The sequence below is a fragment of the Anaerolineae bacterium genome, assembly GCA_025062375.1.
Classification (GTDB): Bacteria; Chloroflexota; Anaerolineae; order SpSt-600; family SpSt-600; genus SpSt-600.
In genome coordinates, this window is sequence record JANXAG010000024.1 from 1 (window position 1) to 19,619 (window position 19,619).

The following is a 19,619-nucleotide window of genomic DNA, read 5'->3' on the forward strand; positions in this document are numbered from 1 at the left end:
AGGGGTGAAGGATTTGATTGTTCCCCACTACGCCAAAGAACCACTGGTGAGCAACCTCGTGTGCGGTAAGGATATCCAGGTCTAAGCCGCTCCTTTCCAGGGCATCGCAACGCAGGAAGATTAAGGTAGCATGTTCCTGTGCTATGTGATTTTGCCTGTGGGCCACGGTTTCAGCGATGCTCAGGATGCGGTAAGGATAGGGCCCAACCCGAGCACTATACCAGTTGAGGCTCGCGCTGGTGATCTCCAAGGCGCGGGCTGCTCCGGCGGCATGGTTTGGCAGGTAAGCCACAGTAATGGTCACACCCTGGGTTTCTTGAGAGAGGAGGCGATAGCGCGAGCTGATGGCCAGGGCAAAGTCGCGGACTTGCCCGGCGCGGAAACGCCAGGCCCTGCCTCGCGCCAGGACGACCTCCCCGGTGGCGACGACCACCGCCGGGGATGATGTGGTCAGAAACACATCGTAATCGGCTACTTCGGTGAAATAGGGATCGCCTATATCGCTATAGGGATAACATTGCCAGCCTTGATCATATACGGCCAGGACGGGGTACCAGTTTCCCAAGGCTACGACTCCGCTGCTGTAACCGAAACGGCCATCGCCGGGTGGCAGGTCCAGACGAAAGCGCAGGACGATGCGCGCCCAGGCACCGGGAGCCAGAGGCTTGGGCAAAGGCACTTCCAGGCATTGTTTGGTCAATGCAGGGTATACCGGTTCTCCATCCACAGAGGCATTGGCCAGGGAGAAAACACCAAAATAAGCCGCCGGCACGTTGAAAACAAGGTTGGAGAGGGTATTGCCGGTAAGGTTAATGAAACTTACCGTCTCTACAGCCGTCAGATATGCGGCCTCCAGATTCAAGTTCACCCGCAGCTCGTAATGTGGCCTGAACGCAGGTTGTTCGGCCAGGGCTGGGTCAGCCCAGAGGGCCAGGATCAGTAATGCCAGGATCAACCCCCAAAAAGGCAATAGCAAAAGGAGAGGCCAGCGGAATGCAGCCTGATTTGTGCCCTTCATCCCCTTAGGACCTCTAGGATTTATTGGCCATAAAGGCTTAAGGTCCAGGGTCCTGTGCTCCATCCACTCTTGGTTCTGGGGGTCGGGCTCTAAGCCGATCTTCTATACAGTTCATAGACCCCTTTGGGTGTCCACATCCAGGCACTCGCAGCGCTTATTGTCAGTCTGCCTAAAAGTTTACAATTACAAGTATAGCATAAAAATTCTGAAGCCACAAGTAAAATTTACGGGAGAACGCTCTCAAGGGACAGGGCCGGCAGGCTGTCTGCACGGCGCCCTCATGAACCCCTTGCAAAATTTTACCTCTTGTATTAAAATAAAACCGGCGAAAGGTTCATACCCCCTGCACCGGGAATAAGTTTGTTATTCCCTTGACGCAGGGGGTTTTAATTTTGCCGGAGGAACTGAAGATGGAGGACTTTGAGCCTAAGATCATCGCTTTCGTTTGTAACTGGTGCACTTATGCGGGAGCGGATCTGGCCGGAACTTCCCGCATCCAATACCCTCCTAACGTTCGGATTGTCCGCCTCATGTGTTCGGGAGGGGTTGACCCCTTGTATGTGCTCAAAGCTTTGCTCCAGGGAGCGGACGGGGTCCTCATAGGGGGCTGCCACCCAGGCGATTGCCACTACCAGAACGGGAACTACAAAGCTCGCCGCCGGGTTGCCATCCTCAAGAAAACTCTGGAACGCCTCGGCCTTGACCCCGATAGGGTCTGGTTGCGCTGGATAAGCGCCAGCGAGGGCCAGCTCTTCGCCGATACTGTAACCGAGTTCGTGAGTTTTCTTAAGGCTAAGGGCCCTAATCCCTTTAAAACTTTGCAAGCATCGTAAAGGAGGCATGTCATGGTCCAGGCCTGGCTTAAAGTTGAAGAAAACCCAACCCGAACTGTGCAGGGGTTCCTTCGTTCTCTTTTGGAGAAAGAAGTTGTGGAAGCCCTCCTGGTTCCAGCACCATCAGTCGGCGGGGAAAGTGTAACACCGACCCTTTTCCTCAGCCCGAATGAACTATCGGTGGCTGAACCCTTCGCCCCTCTTATGCCCGTCAGCGAGGCTACGGCAGTCTCCATGCTCACCCGAACGGGTAACCCCCTCAGGTTAGGGGCCGTAATGCGGAATTGCCAGATCAGGGCTCTGGTGGAACTTGTTAAGTTCAAGCAAGCTCAGCTTGATAACCTCATCATAATCGGCGTCGATTGCCCGGGAACCTACGAGCTCAGGGATTACGAGGAATTGGTGCGGAAGGGGGTTGAGCCATCAGCTCAACTTCTGGAAGTTATTGCTAAGAGGGAAATAGGGGTTAATTCGGGCCTTCCTTTCAGAGAGGCCTGCAGAATGTGCGCTTACCCTATCCCGGACCCCTCCATAGCGGCCATAACCGTTGGGATTTTGGGTTTTGATGGAGAGAAAATACCTGTCCTGGTTCGGGACGACCTGGCGGAAAAGCTCGGCCTTGCCGATGGTTCCCCTTCAGCCCAAAGAGAAGAAGTCATCCGCTCACTTTCAGAGGCCAAGAAGGCTGAAAGGGGAAAGCAGATTGAGCGGTTTTCAAAGGAGGGGGCAGGGCTCGAGGGACTTCTACGCTGGTTCTCCAAATGTATCCGCTGCTACAACTGCATGGGTGTATGCCCCATCTGTTACTGCCGAGAGTGCGTTTTCCGGACTCCTGTATTTGAGCATGAATCGGCCCGGTATTTTGATTGGGCTCAGAAGAAAGGGGCGCTTCAGTTGCCACCGGAACACCTTCTCTTCCACCTCACCCGGATGAATCACATGGTTACCTCATGCGTGGGGTGCGGACTCTGCACCAGTGCCTGCCCTGCCGATATAGATGTTGCTCTGGCTTTCCAGAGCGTTGGCGAAGGAGTTCAGGCTCTCTTCAATTATGTCCCCGGAAGAAGTCTGGAGGAGCCTGCTCCTGTCCAGACATTCCAGGAGAGAGAGTTTGTGGAACTGGGTGAAACTTTGAAGTAAGGGGGTAAAGATGAGGGAAAAGCCTGCTGCCCTTGTAATCGGAGCAGGAATAGCGGGGATTCAGGCGGCTCTGGATATAGCCAACGCCGGATTCCCCGTTTACCTTGTGGAAAGAGAACCCAGCATCGGTGGACATATGGCCCAGCTGGATAAAACTTTCCCCACCCTGGACTGTTCGGCGTGCATATTGACACCGCGAATGGTGGAGGTAGCCCGAAACCCCAACATTACCCTAATCACTCTGGCTGAAGTTACTTCTGTTGAAGGAGAAGCTGGAAATTTCAGGGTCAAGATACGCCGCAGGCCCCGCTACGTGGACGAAAGCAAATGCACTGCCTGCGGCGATTGCGCCAAAGAATGCCCTGTTCTGGTCCCCAGTGAATTTGACATGGAAAGGGGGATGCGCCACGCCACTTACATCCCATTCCCCCAGGCCGTTCCCAACAAGTATGTGATTGATAAGCGAGGTGTGGCACCCTGTAAGGACGCCTGCCCGGCTCACATTGATGTTCAGGGTTACGTGACCCTTATTGCTCGGGGAAAGTTTAAAGAAGCTCTCGCTCTGATTTACAAAACGGTGCCGTTTCCAGGGACTCTGGGAAGGGTTTGCCCGCATCCATGTGAAGAAGCTTGCAACCGAACCCAGGTTGACCAGGCGGTTTCCATTTGCCTCCTTAAGCGCTTTGCCGCCGATTATGTCCGGGAGAACGGCCTCTGGGAAGAGGTTCTGAAGATAATCCGCGATAACCACATACCCCGCATGGAAACCATCCCGGAGGGGAAATCGGTGGGGATAGTGGGAGCAGGGCCAGCGGGCCTTTCCGCCGCATACTTTCTTGCCCTCTGGGGATACAGGGTTACCGTATACGAGGCCCTGCCGGTGGCTGGCGGGATGATGGTCGCAGGAATACCCGAGTATCGCCTGCCCAGGGAGATCCTCCAGGAAGAAATTGAGCGCATAAAGAGCCTGGGGATGGAGATAAAGCTCAACACCAGAATTGGGCCAGGAGGAATAACCCTTGAAGAGCTCCGCCAGAAGCACGATGCTGTCCTCTTGGCGGTGGGAGCCCACAGAGGCCTCAAGCTCAACATTCCAGGGGAAGAGCTGGAAGGGGTTTTCCCGGGAGTGGAGTTTATCCGAAAGGTCAATTTGGGCGAGCCGGTGAAAATCGGGAAAAGGGTGGTGGTGATAGGGGGAGGCAACGTAGCCATAGATGCCTCCAGGCTTGCCCGCCGCCTCGGAGCCGAAAAGGTTACCATTCTCTACCGGCGATCCAGAGCTGAAATGCCTGCCAGCCCCTGGGAAGTAGCTGACGCCGAAGAAGAGGGGATTGAAATTCAGTTCCTGGTAGCCCCTACCCGGATCCTGGGGGAAAACGGCCGGGTTACAGGAGTGGAGTGCATAAGGATGCAACTGGGCGAGCCCGATGCTTCCGGGCGCCGCCGCCCCATCCCTATTGAGGGAAGCGAGTTCACGGTAGAGGCCGATACCGTTATTCCAGCCATAGGCCAGATGGTGGAGGGCGAGGGACTGGGGGTTGAAATAACCAGAGCAGGGACTATCCAGTTTAATCCAGCCACTATGGAAACCAGCATCCCCGGAGTTTTTGCTGCAGGAGATGCAGCCATAGGCCCCGCTACCGTTATAGAAGCCATCGCTCAGGGGAAGAAGGCTGCTCTGGCTATAGACCTGTATCTAAGAGGTGAGCGGGTTGAAATCCCGGAACCCTCCTGGCATGTGGTATCGCTGGAAGAAGTAAAAACCCAGTTCCGTTCCTTCCCCTTGGAGCAGCGGGCCTCCCCGAAGCCGAGGCATAAGGTGCAAAAATTGCCTTCGGAGGTTAGAATCAGAGGTTTTGAAGAGGTGGAGCTGGGCTTCAAGGAAGAAGAGGCCATGGCGGAAGCTGAGCGTTGCCTGAACTGCGCCATCTGTTCCCTCTGCATGGAATGCGTCAGGGCGTGCCAGGCCAAAGCCATAGACCACTCAATGCAGGAACAGATTTTAGACCTGGAAGTAGGGGCCATCATCGTAGCCACCGGATACGACCAGTTTGATGCTCGCCGCAAGCCCGAACTTGGCTACGGGCGCTATCCTAACGTCCTGAGCGGGCTGGAGTTTGAAAGGCTTGTCTCCGCCTCCGGTCCTACCAAAGGTAAATTAAAGGTCAACGGGAAGGAGCCGAAGGATATAGTTTTCATAAAGTGCGTGGGCTCAAGAGACAAAACCGTCGGCCATCCTTACTGTTCGCGGGTCTGCTGCATGTATACGGCCAAACAGGCCCACCTTGTGCGCGAAAAGATACCCGATGCTAAGGTTACCATTTTCTACATGGATGTCCGAGCCTTCGGGAAAGGGTTTGAGGAGTTTTACGATAGGGTAAGGGAGGAAGGTGTAATATACCGCAGGGGTATGGTTTCGGAGATTTACAGGCGAGGGGATAAACTTGTGGTGCGAGCGGAAGATACCCTCCTGGGCCGCCCCGTGGAGGTAGTAGCCGATATGGTGGTCCTGGCTACAGGCCTTGAACCCAGGAGCGATTCCGATAAACTGGCGGAAATTTTGGGGATCACAAGGAGCGAAGAGGGGTTCTTCGCCGAAGCCCAGAGGGAACTTTACCCTGTGGAAAGCAATCGCCCTGGAATATTCTTGGCAGGCTGTGCCCAGGGGCCCAAGGATATTCCCGATGCGGTGGCTCACGCCAAAGCAGCAGCCGCCGCTGCTCTAGTACTGCTTGCCAAGCAAATGAAGCAGGAGGTTAACTCATGAGCCCAGTCCAGACCAGCGAATACATCCATGAGCTGACCCTGAGGGAATGCATTCAATGTGGCAAATGCACCGGGGGATGTCCTGTATCCCTCAAGACATCCCTCAATATACGCCGCCTTATTTACGAATCCCTTATATCCGACACCGTAAGCCCGGAAATCCACGAGGAACTGTGGGATTGCACCACCTGCAAGACGTGCACCCTCCGTTGCCCCAAGGGAGTGGATCCGTGTGGGTTGATAGTAACCCTGAGGGGTGCACTTGTGGAGAGCGGTCGTATCCCTTCTACCGTGAGAGATGCCCTCAAGAGCATAACCGTAAGAGGAAATCCTTTAAACATGCCCCCGCAGGACAGGGCTGCATGGACTGAAGGGCTTGATATCAAATACATCCTGGAAGAAGGAGCCGAGGTCCTCTTCTTCCCCTGCTGTATGGGGGCTTACGACCCCCGTATCCAGAAGGTGGCCAGGGCTCTGGTCAAGGTGTTTCAGGTGGCTGGAGTGGATTTCGGAATCCTGGGAGAAGATGAAGTGTGCTGTGCCCACGAAGCCCGCCGCCTCGGAGAGAAAGAACTTTTCGAGGGAATGGTGGAGCAATATCAGGAGATATTCTCCGAAGTCAGGGCTGAAAAGCTGGTAGCCCTTTCCCCCCACTGCTTCAATGCCTTCAAGAACGAATACGGCGAACTTCCGTTCCAGACCCTTCACTACACCCAGCTCTTGGCGGAGCTCATAAAAGACGGGAAACTTGAGCTCAAGGGTGAAATAGCCCGAAAGGTAACTTATCACGACCCCTGCTACCTTGGAAAGCAGAACAACATTTTTGATGAGCCACGCTTTATCCTTCAGAGCATCCCTGGCCTTAAGCTTGTGGAGATGGAGCGGTGCCGGGAGTGGAGCCTGTGCTGTGAGGGAGGTGGAGGGAGGATGTGGGCCGAGGGCACCAACATAGAAGTGCGCCTATCTCATGAGAGGGTGCGCGAAGCCCTTGACACCGGGGCTGAAATCCTGGCTGTGGCCTGTCCCTTCTGCATGGCCATGCTGGAAGATGCCGTCAAAACCCTCGGCCTTGATGAAAAACTTAAAGTTCTGGACATCGCCGAACTGGTGGCGATGAGCCTGGGATAACAGCGGAGGAGATGGATTATGCCTGTGCGAATTGGAGTTTACATCTGCCATTGCGGGATAAATATTGCGGCCACGGTGGATGTGGAAGAGGTAACGCGTTTCGCTCAGACTCTGCCCAATGTGGTGGTAGCCCGCCACTACACTTACATGTGTTCGGACCCGGGCCAGGCCCTCATCAAGCAGGATATTGAAGAATACAAGCTGAACCGGGTTGTGGTGGCATCCTGCTCCCCCAGAATGCACGAGCCCACCTTCAGAAGTGTAGTGGCTGAGAAAGGCGTTAACCCCTATCAGTTTGAAATGGCCAACATCCGGGAGCAAAACTCCTGGGTCCACTCCGAAATCAGAGCTGCCACCCAGAAAGCGAAGGAGCTGGTAGCTGCTGCCGTAGCCAAAGTTGCCCTCCTGGAACCTCTGGAAGAAAGGGAAGTGGATATCATCCCGGCAACTCTGGTCATAGGAGGAGGAATAGCCGGCCTGACGGCTGCTCTCAACATTGCCGAAGCTGGATACAAAGTTTACCTTGTAGAGAAGGAGCCCTCTGTCGGTGGGAGGATGGCGCAGCTATCACGAACTTTCCCTGATATGGAAGAAGCCCGCCAGCTCCTGGCCGAAAGGATAAAGCAAGTAAGCTCAAACCCCAACGTCGAGATCTTCACATCCTCCACCCTCCGTCAGATTGAAGGCTATATCGGGAACTTCAAAGCCACCATCCTCAGAAGACCCCGTTACGTCCGGGCTGAGCGCTGCACAGCCTGTGGGAAATGCGCCGAAGCCTGCATCCTGGCCGGCAAAGTTCCCGATGATTTCAACGCCGGGCTTTCCTACCGCTCCGCCATCTACCTTCCTTTCGCAGAAGCTTATCCTCCTGTCTATACTGTAGATCCACAGCACTGCCTCTACCTGAGGACAGGTAGATGTGGCGAGGGAGATGTCCCGCCCTGTGTGGGGGCCTGCCCTGAAGATGCCATTGACTTCTCCCAGAAGGAAGAGGAGCTGGAGCGGGAGTTCGGCACCATAATAGTAGCTACGGGCTTTGACCTGTTTGATGCTCGCCTTAAACCCGAACTTGGCTATGGGCGTTACCCCAACGTCATAACCTCTATGGAACTTGAACGTCTGGCTTCTCCCGACGGCCCCACCGGTGGGGAAATCCTTATCAACGGCAAAAAGCCCGAAAGTGTGGTTTTCATCCACTGTGTGGGTTCCAGGGATAAAACCGTGGGCAACCCGTATTGTTCCCGCATTTGCTGCATGTTCACTGCCAAGCAAGCCCTGCTGGTTAAAGAGAAACTCCCCAACGCCAATGTTACCGTTTTCTACATGGATGTCCGGAGCTTCACCAAGGGAGGGGAAGAATTTTACGACCGGGTTCGTGGGGAGGGAGTGCTTTACCGGCGTGGAAGCGTTTCCGAAATCTACCGCAGGGGCGATAAGCTCATAGTTCGGGCTGATGACACCCTCCTGGGCCGCCCTGTGGATGTGGAAGCCGACCTGGTAGTCCTGGCTACGGGGCTTATCCCGAGGAAAGAGACGGAGGATGTGGCCCTTCTCCTCAAACTTGCCCGCAGCTCCGATGGTTTCCTGGCCGAAGCTCACCCCAAACTCCGGCCCGTGGACACTGCCAGCGATGGGATCTTCCTGGCTGGGGCCTGCCAGGGGCCTAAAGACATTGCCGATAGCGTAGCTCAGGCCAGAGCTGCAGCCTCATCAGCCCTCATGTATCTTATGCAGGGCAAAGCAAAAGTAGAAGCTGTCACCAGCAGGGTAGATCCAGAAATATGTTCCGGCTGCGGGCTCTGCGAAGCCGCCTGCGCCTTTGGTGCCCTCAAGCTGGACTTGAAGCGCCGGATAATGACGGTGAACGCCGTTCTGTGCAAAGGGTGCGGGGCCTGTGCCGTAGCCTGTCCATCCAAAGCTATCCAGCTGAGCCACTTCACCCCATCTCAAACCATGGTTATGGTTGAAGCCTTAGTTTAAATCCCTGGAGGAGGAAAGCTATGAACATAGTGGTATGCGTAAAACAAGTCCCTGATACCGAAATCCGTATCCAGGTCCAGAACGGAAGGGTAGTGGAGGAAGAAATAAAGCAGTTCGTGGTCAACCCTTACGATGAGTTCGCCATAGAAGAGGCCCTCAGAATAAAGGAACGCTTCGGAGAAGGGAAAGTGACCCTCATCACCATAGGGCCGGAAAGGGCCAGGGAAGCCCTCCTTACAGGCTTAGCCATGGGGGCCGACGAAGCCATCCACATAAACGATCCAGCCTTGAAGGACAGCGATGCCTTTACCACCGCCAAAATCCTGGCTACGGCCATCAAGAAACTCCCTTACGACCTCATCCTGTGCGGGAAACAGGCTGTGGATCAGGACAACGCTCAGGTGGGGATAGCCTTGGCTGAACTTCTGGATCTTCCCCATGTCTCAGTGGTGACAAAGCTGGAGATCGCCGAAGATAGAAAGACCGCCAGAGCTGAAAGGGAAGTAGAGGGAGGAAAAGAAGTTGTAGAAACAACCCTTCCTGCCGTCATCACCGCCCAGAAAGGCCTCAACGAACCACGTTACCCCTCCTTCAAGGGGATAAGGATGGCTCGCCAGAAGCCCTACACCGTCTGGACTCTGGCGGATCTGGGTCTCAAGCCCGAGGACGTAGCCCCTCAGAGGGAAGTGGTGATAGTGAATCCGCCGCCGGAGCGCAAAGCCGGAAGGATAATCCAGGGTGATCCCGAGACCGCCGTCAAAGAACTGGTCCGGCTTCTGAGGGAAGAAGCAAAAGTGATATAGGCAGGAGGTGAGAAATGGCGAAGCATTTCCTTGTGGTAGCAGAACAATCAGAGGGGACCCTCCGGAAAGTCTCCCTTGAAATGCTTGCGGAAGCCCGAAGGCTTGCCTCCTCCGGTGGCAAAGTGGAGGCGGTGCTTCTTGGTTCCGGAATAGAGACCCTCGCCGAACAGCTGGCCTGGCATGGTGCCGATAAAGTTTACCTGGCCGATGATCCGGCCCTTCAGCTCTACACGGCCGAAGCCTATACCGCCGTCCTGGCCGACCTTGTGAGGAAAGTCCAGCCCGAAGTGATCTTCATCGGTGCTACCACGAACGGCAGGGATTTAGCCCCTCGCCTTGCCACTCGCCTCGGGGTAGGATTGGCCTCGGACTGCACGGCCTTCAGCGTGGATGGGGACGGGAAACTCCTCATAACCAGACCCATTTACGCCGGCAGGGCCATTGAGACCATAAAACTCAAGAGCATGCCTCAGATGGCAACCCTCAGGCCCAACGTTTTCCCTCCCCTTGAGCCCGACACTTCCCGCAAAGCCGAGGTGGAGAAAATTCCGGTTAACGTGGGCGAAGTTCGGGCCAGGGTGGTTGGCTTCCTGAAGAAAGAAGGGGAAGAAATTGAGCTCACCGAAGCCGATATCATTGTCTCTGGAGGCCGCGGCCTTGGAGGGCCAGATGGCTTCAATACCCTCAGGGAGCTGGCTAAAGTGCTGGGGGCCGCTGTTGGAGCTTCCAGAGCCGCTGTGGACGCCGGCTGGATTGACCACTCCCATCAGGTTGGCCAGACAGGCAAAACCGTTAACCCCAAACTCTACATAGCCTGTGGAATATCGGGAGCTGCCCAGCACCTGGCGGGGATGCGCACCTCCAAAGTGATTGTAGCCATCAACAAAGACCCTGAAGCCCCCATCTTCAAAGTGGCCGATTACGGGATAGTGGGAGATCTCTACCAGATAGTGCCCATCTTAACCAAAGCACTGCGGGAAACCCTTCAGGGCTGATGGAGCCAGGCTGGAGCGAACCCCAGGAAAAGGGCCCTCGGGGAACTTGAGGGCACATACCTGAAAACCTCAGGGGGCGAACTCTGAACCTTTGCACCCTCTTCGCAGCTTGCTCCGAACCCACCAAAGATGAATCAGGGTTCGTCCCCTTTTCTGCCATTAACAAACCACCCAGGGCATAGCGATGCTGTGCCCGAGAAGGGTTAGAAAGCTCTGGCTTTTCAGGAGCCTACGGGCTTAAAACCTCAATAATCCCGCGACAAAAGATGAACGTTACCGATGCGCACGTTGGTTAAACCGGCAGAAAGGGCTGCCTCTTCACACTCCCTGGCGTGGCGATAAGAGGTGCACGGTAGATCCCACAGGTAAAACTGGGGGTAAAAGGCCAGAAGGGCATAAGGAATTGAAGGGTCAAGGGAAGCCACGTAGCGGGCAATTTTCTCCACTTCCTCCACATCCACATAACCTGGCACCAGAAGAGTGCTCACCACCACCAGGGGAGGATTGGGCCTTTCGGGGATTCGTCGGGCAGCCCTGGCCAGGTTTTCCAGAGTTCGCCTATTGCTTGACCCGGTGAGGGCTATGTGGAGATTCTCGTCCCATGCCTTCACATCAAACTTTATACATCCTCCTGAGCGTAAGGAAAGCTCCACCGCCTGGTCCAAAAGGGCAGGATGCATGGAGCCGTTGGTCTCCCAGCATATCCTCACCCCTTTTTCCGCCAGCTTCCTTGAGGCAGCCAGAGCGTGGGACATCTGTGAGGCGGGGTCTCCTCCGAAGTAACAAACACAAAAGGTTAGAGGATTAGCCAGTGAAGCCAGCTCGTCGGCTGAAATACCCCTTTCCCTTGCCGGAGACATGTTCCGGAAATGCCAGTTCTGGCAGAAAAGGCAATTATAGGTACAGCTTCCGTAAAAGACCGCTAAATTGTGGTAGCCGTACCTGGTATGTCCGGGGCAGACCCAATCCGCCACGCAGTTGGTGGGTAGTGGGTCACGATACCAGTGAAGTATGCCTTTGGAAGGAATCCCGGCCAGGGAAATGAGTTTGCCATTTTTATTTTCCCTCAGCCCGCAAAACCCCCTCCCTCCAGGTGGTATTGAACATTCATTGACGCACAAAGTGCACTTAAGACCGTGAGGATCCCTTAAAGGAGCAGAGGGAAGGCCAAACTGGTGTCTGGTTTCGGCGTGGCTCTGAAGGATAACCGGCAGAGTCTCATTGGGGTGAGAACGTATACAATCAACACAAAAGCCGATGGAAGAAGCTATAAGGAGGGAGCGGCGTCCGCACCGGAGGCATTCTTTAAAGCCTATCTTCCTCATAATTGCACCTTTCCGACACCTTTATAAGGTTAGCTTTAAGGTGAGGTATTTCTTTCTCCAGGGAACGAATGAGCTCGTTCATTCGGGCCCTCTGAGTTTCGGAAGCCCGAGGACAACGGTTCTGCTCCACCATGAGACCAGCCTGGCGGGCAAAGCTGATGATTTCCCTTTCCTCAAGATAGAAGAGCGGGCGGATTATCGTTATCAGCCCGCCAAACATGGAGACCTTTGGCTTTAAACCCTCAGGTTTGCTGTGGAAGAAAAGGTTCAAAAGGAAAGTTGCAGCCACATCGTCAGCGTGGTGGGCGAAGGCAACTTTGGGATATCCCAGGCGATGGGCAGCAATGAAGAGGGCTTTCCGGCGATTCCAGGAACACCAGAAACAGTTCAATGGATCCTCCCCAGGCCTGGCCCCTTCCTTGAGGTTCACGTATTCAAAAACATAGGGTATTCCTTCCCGTTGAAAAATGCCTTCCAGCACCTCTTTCGGGACTCCGAAGCCATAATCGTTCTGGATATTTATGGCAACCATTTCGTAACGCTGAGGTGAGAAAAACCTCCTCCAGTGAAGGAGGTGTAAAAGCACAAGGCTATCCTTCCCTCCCGAGACAGCTACTGCTATCCTGTCTCCGTCCTCAATAAGCCTGTGCTGGCGGATAGCTCTGTTAACCTTTTTCAGGAGGAAATAAGCCCTCTTGCGTATCTCAGGAGAATTTAAAAGGCTTTCCCTGGGCCACTTCATTTTACCCTCATTCAAGCGCTCTCTGGAAAGATGATACCACAAAACAGCTAACAGACAAAGCCGCAAAAACACCAGCAAGTTTCTGGCGATGATAAAACCTCCCGTCAGACCGTAGCCTGATCATCGCGGCATCGCTGTCCCAACAACTCCGGCTTCCACCCCCACTGTTGTCTGGGAAAAATCAGCCAGGCTGAAGCCCCGAATCGCCCCTCTGGGCTTGCGCAGCCCGAAAAATTTGCATTATTTTAGCCTTTCGAGTATAATTAAGGGGCGATTCAAAGGGGAATGATGGTGAAGATAAAAGCGAAGGCGTTTATTTCTGAAAAGCTTACCTGCCCGGAATGGGAGGTAAGCTTTTTTAATTTCCACAAGGGAGGAGGGACATGAGCAAGGAACTGAATCCTTTCACAATAGCTCAGAGACAACTTGATGAAGCGGCAAAGATCATGAAGCTTGATGAAGCCGCGCATGAGATTTTGCGGTGGCCTATGAGGGAGTTCCATGTGCGCATTCCCGTCCGAATGGACGATGGAAGCGTAAAGGTTTTTGAGGGGTTTAGGGTGCAGTACAACGATGCCCGTGGCCCTACGAAGGGCGGAATTCGTTTCCACCCGGATGAGACCTTTGACACTGTGAGAGCCCTGGCCGCCTGGATGACCTGGAAAACAGCGGTTATGGATCTACCCCTCGGAGGAGCAAAGGGAGGGGTGGTCTGCAACCCCAAAGAGATGAGCAAAGGAGAACTTGAAAGGCTGAGCCGGGGCTACATAAGGGCTCTGGCCCATTACATCGGCCCCGAAGTGGACGTCCCCGCCCCCGACGTTTACACCGACGCCCAAACCATGGCCTGGATGATGGATGAATATTCAAAGATAGTGGGCCACAATGCTCCGGGCGTGATAACCGGTAAACCCTTGCCCCTGGGTGGCTCCGTCGGCAGGGAAGACGCCACTGCCCGGGGCGGGATGTACTGTATCCGGGAGGCAGCGAAAGTCCTCGGCATATCCCTCCAGGGCGCAACAACAGCTATCCAGGGCTATGGAAATGCCGGGACTTATGCTCACAAACTGGGCACAGAGCTCCTGGGCCTCAAAGTGGTAGCCGTATCTGACTCCAAGGGCGGTATCTACAATCCCAAAGGCCTTGATTACGAAAAGGTGCTCGCCCACAAGAAAGAGACAGGCACTGTCCTCAACTTCCCTGGAGCCGATAACATCACCAACGAAGAGCTTCTGGAGCTTGACGTGGACATCCTGATCCCGGCTGCCCTGGAGAACCAGATTGGAGACTGGAATGCCGACCGGATCAAGGCCAAAATAGTGGCGGAATTGGCTAACGGCCCCACCACCCCCGAGGCCGATGAGATCCTCTTCCGCAAGGGTGTTTACGTCATCCCCGATTTCCTGTGCAACGCCGGCGGTGTAACTGTATCCTACTTTGAGCAGGTCCAGAACTTCTACCTCTTTTACTGGGATGCAGATGAGGTATATCAGCGTCTGGATTCCAAGATGACCAAGGCTTTCCATTCAGTGCACGAAACCGCCAGGAAATACAACGTTCACAACCGCCTGGGAGCTTACATAGTAGCTGTCTCCAGGGTGGTGGAGGCCATGAAGCTTCGGGGCTGGATTTAAAAGAAGCGCCGCCGGGGGTCCCCGGGGCCCCCGGCGGTTCTGTTTTAAGGAAAGTTATGGTCTTTATCTTGGCTTCTCTTTTCGCCTTCCTCAATGGCTTCCACGATAGCGCTAACGTAGTGGCTCTGGCCATCTCCTCCAGAGCCATAAGGCCATCGCTTGCGCTAACCATCGCGGCCCTGGCTGAGTTCATCGCTCCCTTTGCCTTCGGGGCGGCAGTAGCCAATACCATCGGCCAGGACCTCATAGAGCCAACAGCTGTAAGCCAGAGAACTCTATCGGCAGCTTTGATTTCGGCTATCGCCTGGAGCCTGATAACCTGGTACAGAGGCATACCTTCAAGTTCCTCCCACGCTCTTCTGGGAGGCCTCACAGGAGCTGCAGTGGCTGAAATAGGGCTTTCATGCCTCAAGCTCTACGGGCTTTACAAAATCGTCCTTTCCCTTTTCCTATCCCCAATCCTGGGCTTTGCTGGAGGCTTTTTCCTCATGAAACTCATACTCTTTTTGACAAGAAACGCCACCTCTAAGGTAAACATCTACTTCAAGCAGGGCCAGCTTTTGACGATGTTAGCGCTGGCTTTGGGCCACGGTTCCAACGACGCCCAGAAATCTATGGGAATAATGGCTATGGCTCTGGCCAGCGAAGCTGGGGAATTCTTGGTTCCCACCTGGGTTAAATTTACCTGCGCTTTCGCCATAGCCTCCGGAGTTGGAGCAGGGGGTTGGAGGATAATAAGAACCATAGGGGGAAAATTTTACAAAGTCCGACCCATTCACGGCTTTTCGGCTCAAGTGAGCTCGGCCGGGATAATCCTCGGTGCTGTCTTTGCCGGTGGCCCTGTGAGCACCTCCCAGATCGTTAGCTCAGCTTTGGCTGGAGTCGGCTCTGCCGAGAGGCCTTCCAAAGTGCGGTGGAAAGTTTTCAGGGAAATCATGGCCTCCTGGATAATAACTTTTCCTGCGACCGCTTTCGGAGCCTGGGCACTGGGCTTGATCCTTAACCTCGGAACCTAACAGGCTCCTCCGGCGTCTTTCTCTGTGGAAGCCCTTGCCGGAGGTGCTGAAGTGCGAGCTTTTAAAATTGCCTCGTTAACTTTGTTAGCCTTTCTCCTCTTCCCATGGCCAGCTCTGGCCGATGGAATCATCATTCCCTTCCCTCCGAAGCCTCCGATTCCCCCCATTTCGGCCCTGGAAATAAAATACCACAGGGTCAATGTGAGCATAAAAGACCAAGTGGCCTTTACCAGGGTTGACCAGGTCTTCTACAATCCAAACTCTTTCCCCATAGAAGGCATCTATGTCTTTCCTTTCCCGGAGGAAGCGGCTATATCCGCTTTCTCCATGTATGTGGACGGTAAGAAACTGGAAGGGAAGCTCCTCAAAAAGGAAGAAGCCCGACGCCTATATGAGCAAATCGTCCGAAGTTCCAAAGACCCGGCCCTTCTGGAATACGTCGGGCGCAACGCTTTCCAGGCCAGCATATTCCCCATACCCCCTGGAGGAGAGAGGAGGATACAGGTTGAATACACCCAGCTGCTTCCCTATGAGGGCGGAATCGTTAAATACATCTACCCCCTGGATACCGAGCGCTTTTCCGCTAAACCGATAGAAGAGGTAACTATAAACATTGAAATCTCTTCCCAGAAGCCCCTCAAACTCATCTATTCCTCAAGCCATGAGGTTAGGATTGAGCGACAGGGGGAGAACAAAGCAGTTGTTGGATACGAAGAGAAAAACACCCTTCCCGACAGAGATTTTGCCCTCTATTTCTCCTTCTCCCCCGATGAACTGGGCTTCGGCCTTTTAAGCTACAAACCGGCAGGGGAAGACGGCTTCTTCATCCTTTTCCTTTCTCCTGAGATCCGCCAGGAAGAAGAAGTTGCCAAGGACGTAATCTTCGTGCTGGATATTTCAGGAAGCATGGAGGGGGAGAAACTCCGTCAAGCTAAAGAGGCCCTGAAATTTGTCCTTTCCCGCCTGCACGGGGAAGATCGCTTCAATGTGCTGGTTTTCTCCACAGGGGTTTACCGATTTGCCGAATCCCTCGTTCCAGCTTCGGAGAAGGAAAAAGCCCGGGAATTTGTGGAAGAACTCCAGGCTGGCGGCAGCACCAATATCTATCAGGCCCTTCTGGAAGCCCTGGCCGACGTGGAAGAGAGGCCCACCTACCTCCTCTTCCTGACCGATGGCCTGCCCACCGTCGGAATCACCGATGTGCACCGGATAGTAGAGGAAGTAAGCCGCAAGATCCCCAGGAATGTCCGTCTTTTCACCTTTGGCGTCGGAGATGATGTCAATACCTTCCTCCTGGATAAATTAGCTTCTGAGCATCGGGGAATAAGCACCTATGTGCGGCCCGGGGAAGACCTGGAAGCAGCCATTTCCACCTTCTATTCCCGCATAAGTTCCCCTGTCCTCACCGATCTCTCCCTGGAATTCAAGGGTGTGCGGGTGAGGGACCTTTACCCTTCGCCCTTGCCCGACCTTTTCGCTGGTTCTCAGCTTGTGATAGTGGGGCGTTACCAAGAGGGAGGCAAAGCTACTGTAACCATCAAGGGCAAAAGGGGCGATAAAGAGGAAACCTTATCCTGGGAAACCGAGTTTCTCACTAAAGGTGGAGAGGAATTCATCCCCAGAATCTGGGCCGCCAGGCACATAGGTTACCTTATGGAGCAGATAAGGCTTCATGGAGAAAACAAGGAGATTGTGGATGAAATAGTGGAGCTATCCCTGCGCTACGGCATAATAACCCCTTATACCTCTTTCTTGGTGGGGGAAGAGATATTCACCCCCGAGGGGAAAGAAGAAGCCGTCAGAAAGCTAATGCCTAACCTGAGCATGGCACCCGAGGCCTCCTTTGGTGCTCAAGCCGTCCAGAAAAGCATTGTGCAGAGGCACCTACAGGAAACTACTCTGGCCACGCCATCTATAGTGAGTGAAAGGATAAGACAAATAGGCGACAGGGCCTTTATCTTTAGGGATGGAGTATGGATTGATACAACCTTTGAGCGAAAGAAAATGGAAACTATAAGGGTGCCCTTTGGAAGCGAAGCCTATTTCCGCCTGCTAATGGAGAATCCCCAACTCGGCCGGTATTTCTCTTTAGGCAAGCGGGTTATAGTGGTGGCAGGGGACAGGACTTACGAAGTAGTTGAAGAGCCAGAGAAACCTTCGCCACCGCCGCAAAAACCTGACTTTTTGACCAGACTCATCCGTCTGCTCCGGAACATTTTAAAGCTTAAAAATTAGCCCCAAATTGTTCCTAAGAATCTTCGCAATCCATCCCTTTTAGAATTTAGAAACTCGCACGAACTGCCACCACCGTCCGCCAACCTGAACTTCGCACCAAATATTCCCCTAATTTAACCTAGGCCCAGCAGGGCCAGGTTTACCTTGGAATGGCCCCTGAACAATTTATCATGCTCGGGACAAAGTGGCGAATAATACGGTTTTTACGGGCTTGCCGCAGGCCTATAGTGCTCCAGAAATGGTAGATCTGGAGATGCTGCACCGCTGGTAGAGTTCCCCCTGAACCTTCCTCAGAGGGCTTTACGGGAATAAAAGTTGCCTCTCCCATACCCCTGTGATATACTTTGAAAGAGCAGGAGTGGACTCATGAATGAAGAAATTTTGCTGGAAGCCAGAAAACTGGGGATAGTAGTAGGAGGTTCCCTCTCTGGGGGTCTAACGGTCAAGCTGGACCCCCGCGCTGTTATAGAGGGGGTGGCGGTAGGAAGGTATGTCGTGGTAAAGGGGCAAACAAGGCGGTTTTTCGGAATTATAACCGACGTATCCCTTGATACCACAAACCCCTTCCTGGAAAAGAGCCCCCCCGATGTATCTGACCCCTTTATCTCCGAAGTGATCACTGGGACAGGAGTATTCGGCAAGCTCAATGTATCGGTGCACTTGGTGCTGGAGGAAAATTCCAGAGAACCCAAACCGGCCAGAACTATCCCGGCGCATTTCTCCCCTGTGTATTACGCCACTCAGGAGGACGTGGAAAGGGTTTTTGGGAGGGAAGGCATTCCGGACAGGCATTTCTTTTACATTGGCGAACCCATTGATATGGAGGGAATCAGACTTGTTATGGACATGGAGAAGCTGGTGGAGCGTTCCAGCGGCGTCTTCGGTAAATCCGGAACAGGGAAAACTTTCCTCACCCGGCTCCTCTTAACAGGGATTTTGAGGGAAAAAGTCGCCACTTGTCTGGTCTTTGATATGCACAGCGAGTACGGTTGGGAGGCTGAAGGAGAAAAAGGCAAGAGATTTAAAGGCCTCCGGCAACTTTTCGGAGATAAAGTCGCCATCTTTACCTTGGATCCAGAATCTACCTTAAGGCGGGGAATAAGGCCTGATGCTGTGGTCCGTATCCCGTGGCAGTCCATAGAGCCGGAAGACCTCATTACCTTGCAGGGGATACTGGATATATCTGAAGCTGGAATAGGGGCTATATATGCTATGCGGAGGGCTTGGGGAAAAGAGTGGCTGGAGAAATTCTTCGTTCTTGAGGATGAAAGTTTTGAAGAGCTGGTGGAGAGGCATCGTCAGAGCCCCCAAACCCTCAATGCTTTACACAGGAAACTATCACGCTTGCAGGACCTTCCCTTCTTCTGCACCGAAACCCATGAAGATTCCGTCAGAATTATGCTGGAGTATATACTGAGTGGCCGAAGCGTGGTGCTGGAGTTTGGGAGGTTTGGGCGGGACCTTAGGGCTTACATTGTGGTAGCCAACTATATAACCAGACGAATCCATGAGGAATTTGTCCGGATGAAGGAAATCGCATTGGGAGGATTCGGATCTGAACCCCCACAGCTGGTGATAGTTATAGAAGAAGCCCACAAATTCCTGGACCCGCTGGTAGCGCGCCAGACCATCTTTGGGACTATTGCCCGGGAAATGCGGAAGTATAACGTTACCCTCCTGGTGGTGGACCAGCGTCCAAGTGGCATAGATGAAGAGGTAATGAGCCAAATTGCCACCCGCATAACGTGCCTTCTGGATAATGAGGCTGATATAAAGGCAGTTTTAAGCGGGATACCAGGAGCTGGGGGGCTTAGGGATGTGCTGGTCAAACTTGAGACGCGCCAGCAAGCCCTGATCCTGGGGCATGCTGTCCCTATGCCCGTCCCCATAAGGGTTAGGGATTATGGGACTCCGGAGTTCTATGCTTCTTTCCAGAAAATCCTTCAGCCTGAAACCAGAGCCCTTATATGGGGCTCTGAAAAAGACAATCATCTCTGAGGAGGG

The 19,619-nt window shown here is 53.8% G+C and carries 14 protein-coding genes and 1 pseudogene; 12 read left to right on the forward strand and 3 right to left on the reverse strand.

Features of this window, described 5'->3' with window-relative positions:
• A partial coding sequence (locus tag NZ653_07095; GenBank protein MCS7286880.1) for a hypothetical protein occupies positions 1-1,018 on the reverse strand: 1,018 nt, incomplete at its 3' end.
• Positions 1,019-1,428: 410 nt separating this feature from the next.
• Between NZ653_07095 and NZ653_07100 the strand changes: the two genes are divergently transcribed.
• The 8 genes and pseudogenes from NZ653_07100 to NZ653_07135 all read left to right on the forward strand — a co-directional run bounded on the left by NZ653_07100 (position 1,429) and on the right by NZ653_07135 (position 10,663).
• Positions 1,429-1,851 (forward strand): hydrogenase iron-sulfur subunit, encoded by a 423-nt coding sequence (locus NZ653_07100; GenBank protein ID MCS7286881.1) that lies wholly within the window; start codon positions 1,429-1,431, stop codon positions 1,849-1,851.
• Between the two features lie 12 nt (positions 1,852-1,863).
• Positions 1,864-2,991, forward strand: a complete 1,128-nt coding sequence (locus tag NZ653_07105) for a 4Fe-4S dicluster domain-containing protein (protein MCS7286882.1) — start codon at positions 1,864-1,866, stop codon at positions 2,989-2,991.
• A gap of 4 nt (positions 2,992-2,995) precedes the next feature.
• Positions 2,996-3,433, forward strand: a pseudogene (locus NZ653_07110) (FAD-dependent oxidoreductase).
• A complete protein-coding gene (locus NZ653_07115; GenBank protein ID MCS7286883.1) occupies positions 3,410-5,758 on the forward strand; it encodes an NAD(P)-binding protein in 2,349 nt (782 codons plus the stop codon). Before NZ653_07110 ends, NZ653_07115 begins: the two are co-directional and overlap by 24 nt.
• Positions 5,755-6,885, forward strand: a complete 1,131-nt coding sequence (locus NZ653_07120; GenBank protein ID MCS7286884.1) for a (Fe-S)-binding protein — start codon at positions 5,755-5,757, stop codon at positions 6,883-6,885. The genes NZ653_07115 and NZ653_07120 overlap by 4 nt, the downstream gene beginning before the upstream one ends.
• 18 nt (positions 6,886-6,903) lie before the next feature.
• Positions 6,904-8,865 carry a CoB--CoM heterodisulfide reductase iron-sulfur subunit A family protein gene (locus tag NZ653_07125; protein MCS7286885.1) on the forward strand — a complete coding sequence of 654 codons (1,962 nt, stop codon included), beginning with the start codon at positions 6,904-6,906 and terminating at the stop codon, positions 8,863-8,865.
• 20 nt (positions 8,866-8,885) lie between these two features.
• The gene (locus NZ653_07130; protein ID MCS7286886.1) at positions 8,886-9,668 is read left to right on the forward strand and encodes an electron transfer flavoprotein subunit beta/FixA family protein; all 783 of its coding nucleotides are present in this window, start codon (positions 8,886-8,888) and stop codon (positions 9,666-9,668) included.
• 14 nt (positions 9,669-9,682) lie between these two features.
• Entirely contained in the window at positions 9,683-10,663 is a 981-nt protein-coding gene (locus NZ653_07135) for an electron transfer flavoprotein subunit alpha/FixB family protein (GenBank protein ID MCS7286887.1), read from the forward strand.
• Positions 10,664-10,908: 245 nt separating this feature from the next.
• Here the strand turns inward: NZ653_07135 and NZ653_07140 are convergent, their stop codons facing one another.
• Positions 10,909-11,988, reverse strand: a complete 1,080-nt coding sequence (locus NZ653_07140; protein MCS7286888.1) for a radical SAM protein — start codon at positions 11,986-11,988, stop codon at positions 10,909-10,911.
• Positions 11,969-12,730 carry a tRNA 2-thiocytidine(32) synthetase TtcA gene (locus NZ653_07145; protein ID MCS7286889.1) on the reverse strand — a complete coding sequence of 254 codons (762 nt, stop codon included), beginning with the start codon at positions 12,728-12,730 and terminating at the stop codon, positions 11,969-11,971. Before NZ653_07145 ends, NZ653_07140 begins: the two co-directional genes overlap by 20 nt.
• 383 nt (positions 12,731-13,113) lie before the next feature.
• Here NZ653_07145 and NZ653_07150 point away from each other — a divergent pair, with 383 nt between their 5' ends.
• From NZ653_07150 to NZ653_07165, 4 genes are all read left to right on the forward strand, one after another.
• The gene (locus NZ653_07150) at positions 13,114-14,364 is read left to right on the forward strand and encodes a Glu/Leu/Phe/Val dehydrogenase (protein MCS7286890.1); all 1,251 of its coding nucleotides are present in this window, start codon (positions 13,114-13,116) and stop codon (positions 14,362-14,364) included.
• Between the two features lie 56 nt (positions 14,365-14,420).
• Positions 14,421-15,380, forward strand: coding sequence for an inorganic phosphate transporter (locus tag NZ653_07155; protein MCS7286891.1), 960 nt, complete (start codon positions 14,421-14,423; stop codon positions 15,378-15,380).
• Between the two features lie 51 nt (positions 15,381-15,431).
• On the forward strand, positions 15,432-17,615 hold the full coding sequence (locus tag NZ653_07160) for a VIT domain-containing protein (GenBank protein MCS7286892.1): 2,184 nt from the start codon (positions 15,432-15,434) through the stop codon (positions 17,613-17,615).
• 366 nt (positions 17,616-17,981) lie between these two features.
• Positions 17,982-19,613 (forward strand): ATP-binding protein, encoded by a 1,632-nt coding sequence (locus tag NZ653_07165; protein ID MCS7286893.1) that lies wholly within the window; start codon positions 17,982-17,984, stop codon positions 19,611-19,613.
• Positions 19,614-19,619 lie beyond the last annotated feature (6 nt).

Coding starts and splice junctions, on each gene's coding strand:
- NZ653_07130 (MCS7286886.1), top strand. CDS start 8,886: ATGAACATAGTGGTATGCGTAAAACAAGTCCCTGATACCGAAATCCGT.
- NZ653_07100 (MCS7286881.1), top strand. CDS start 1,429: ATGGAGGACTTTGAGCCTAAGATCATCGCTTTCGTTTGTAACTGGTGC.
- NZ653_07120 (MCS7286884.1), top strand. CDS start 5,755: ATGAGCCCAGTCCAGACCAGCGAATACATCCATGAGCTGACCCTGAGG.
- NZ653_07165 (MCS7286893.1), top strand. CDS start 17,982: ATGAATGAAGAAATTTTGCTGGAAGCCAGAAAACTGGGGATAGTAGTA.
- NZ653_07125 (MCS7286885.1), top strand. CDS start 6,904: ATGCCTGTGCGAATTGGAGTTTACATCTGCCATTGCGGGATAAATATT.
- NZ653_07135 (MCS7286887.1), top strand. CDS start 9,683: ATGGCGAAGCATTTCCTTGTGGTAGCAGAACAATCAGAGGGGACCCTC.
- NZ653_07145 (MCS7286889.1), bottom strand. CDS start 12,730: ATGAAGTGGCCCAGGGAAAGCCTTTTAAATTCTCCTGAGATACGCAAG.
- NZ653_07140 (MCS7286888.1), bottom strand. CDS start 11,988: ATGAGGAAGATAGGCTTTAAAGAATGCCTCCGGTGCGGACGCCGCTCC.
- NZ653_07155 (MCS7286891.1), top strand. CDS start 14,421: ATGGTCTTTATCTTGGCTTCTCTTTTCGCCTTCCTCAATGGCTTCCAC.
- NZ653_07150 (MCS7286890.1), top strand. CDS start 13,114: ATGAGCAAGGAACTGAATCCTTTCACAATAGCTCAGAGACAACTTGAT.
- NZ653_07105 (MCS7286882.1), top strand. CDS start 1,864: ATGGTCCAGGCCTGGCTTAAAGTTGAAGAAAACCCAACCCGAACTGTG.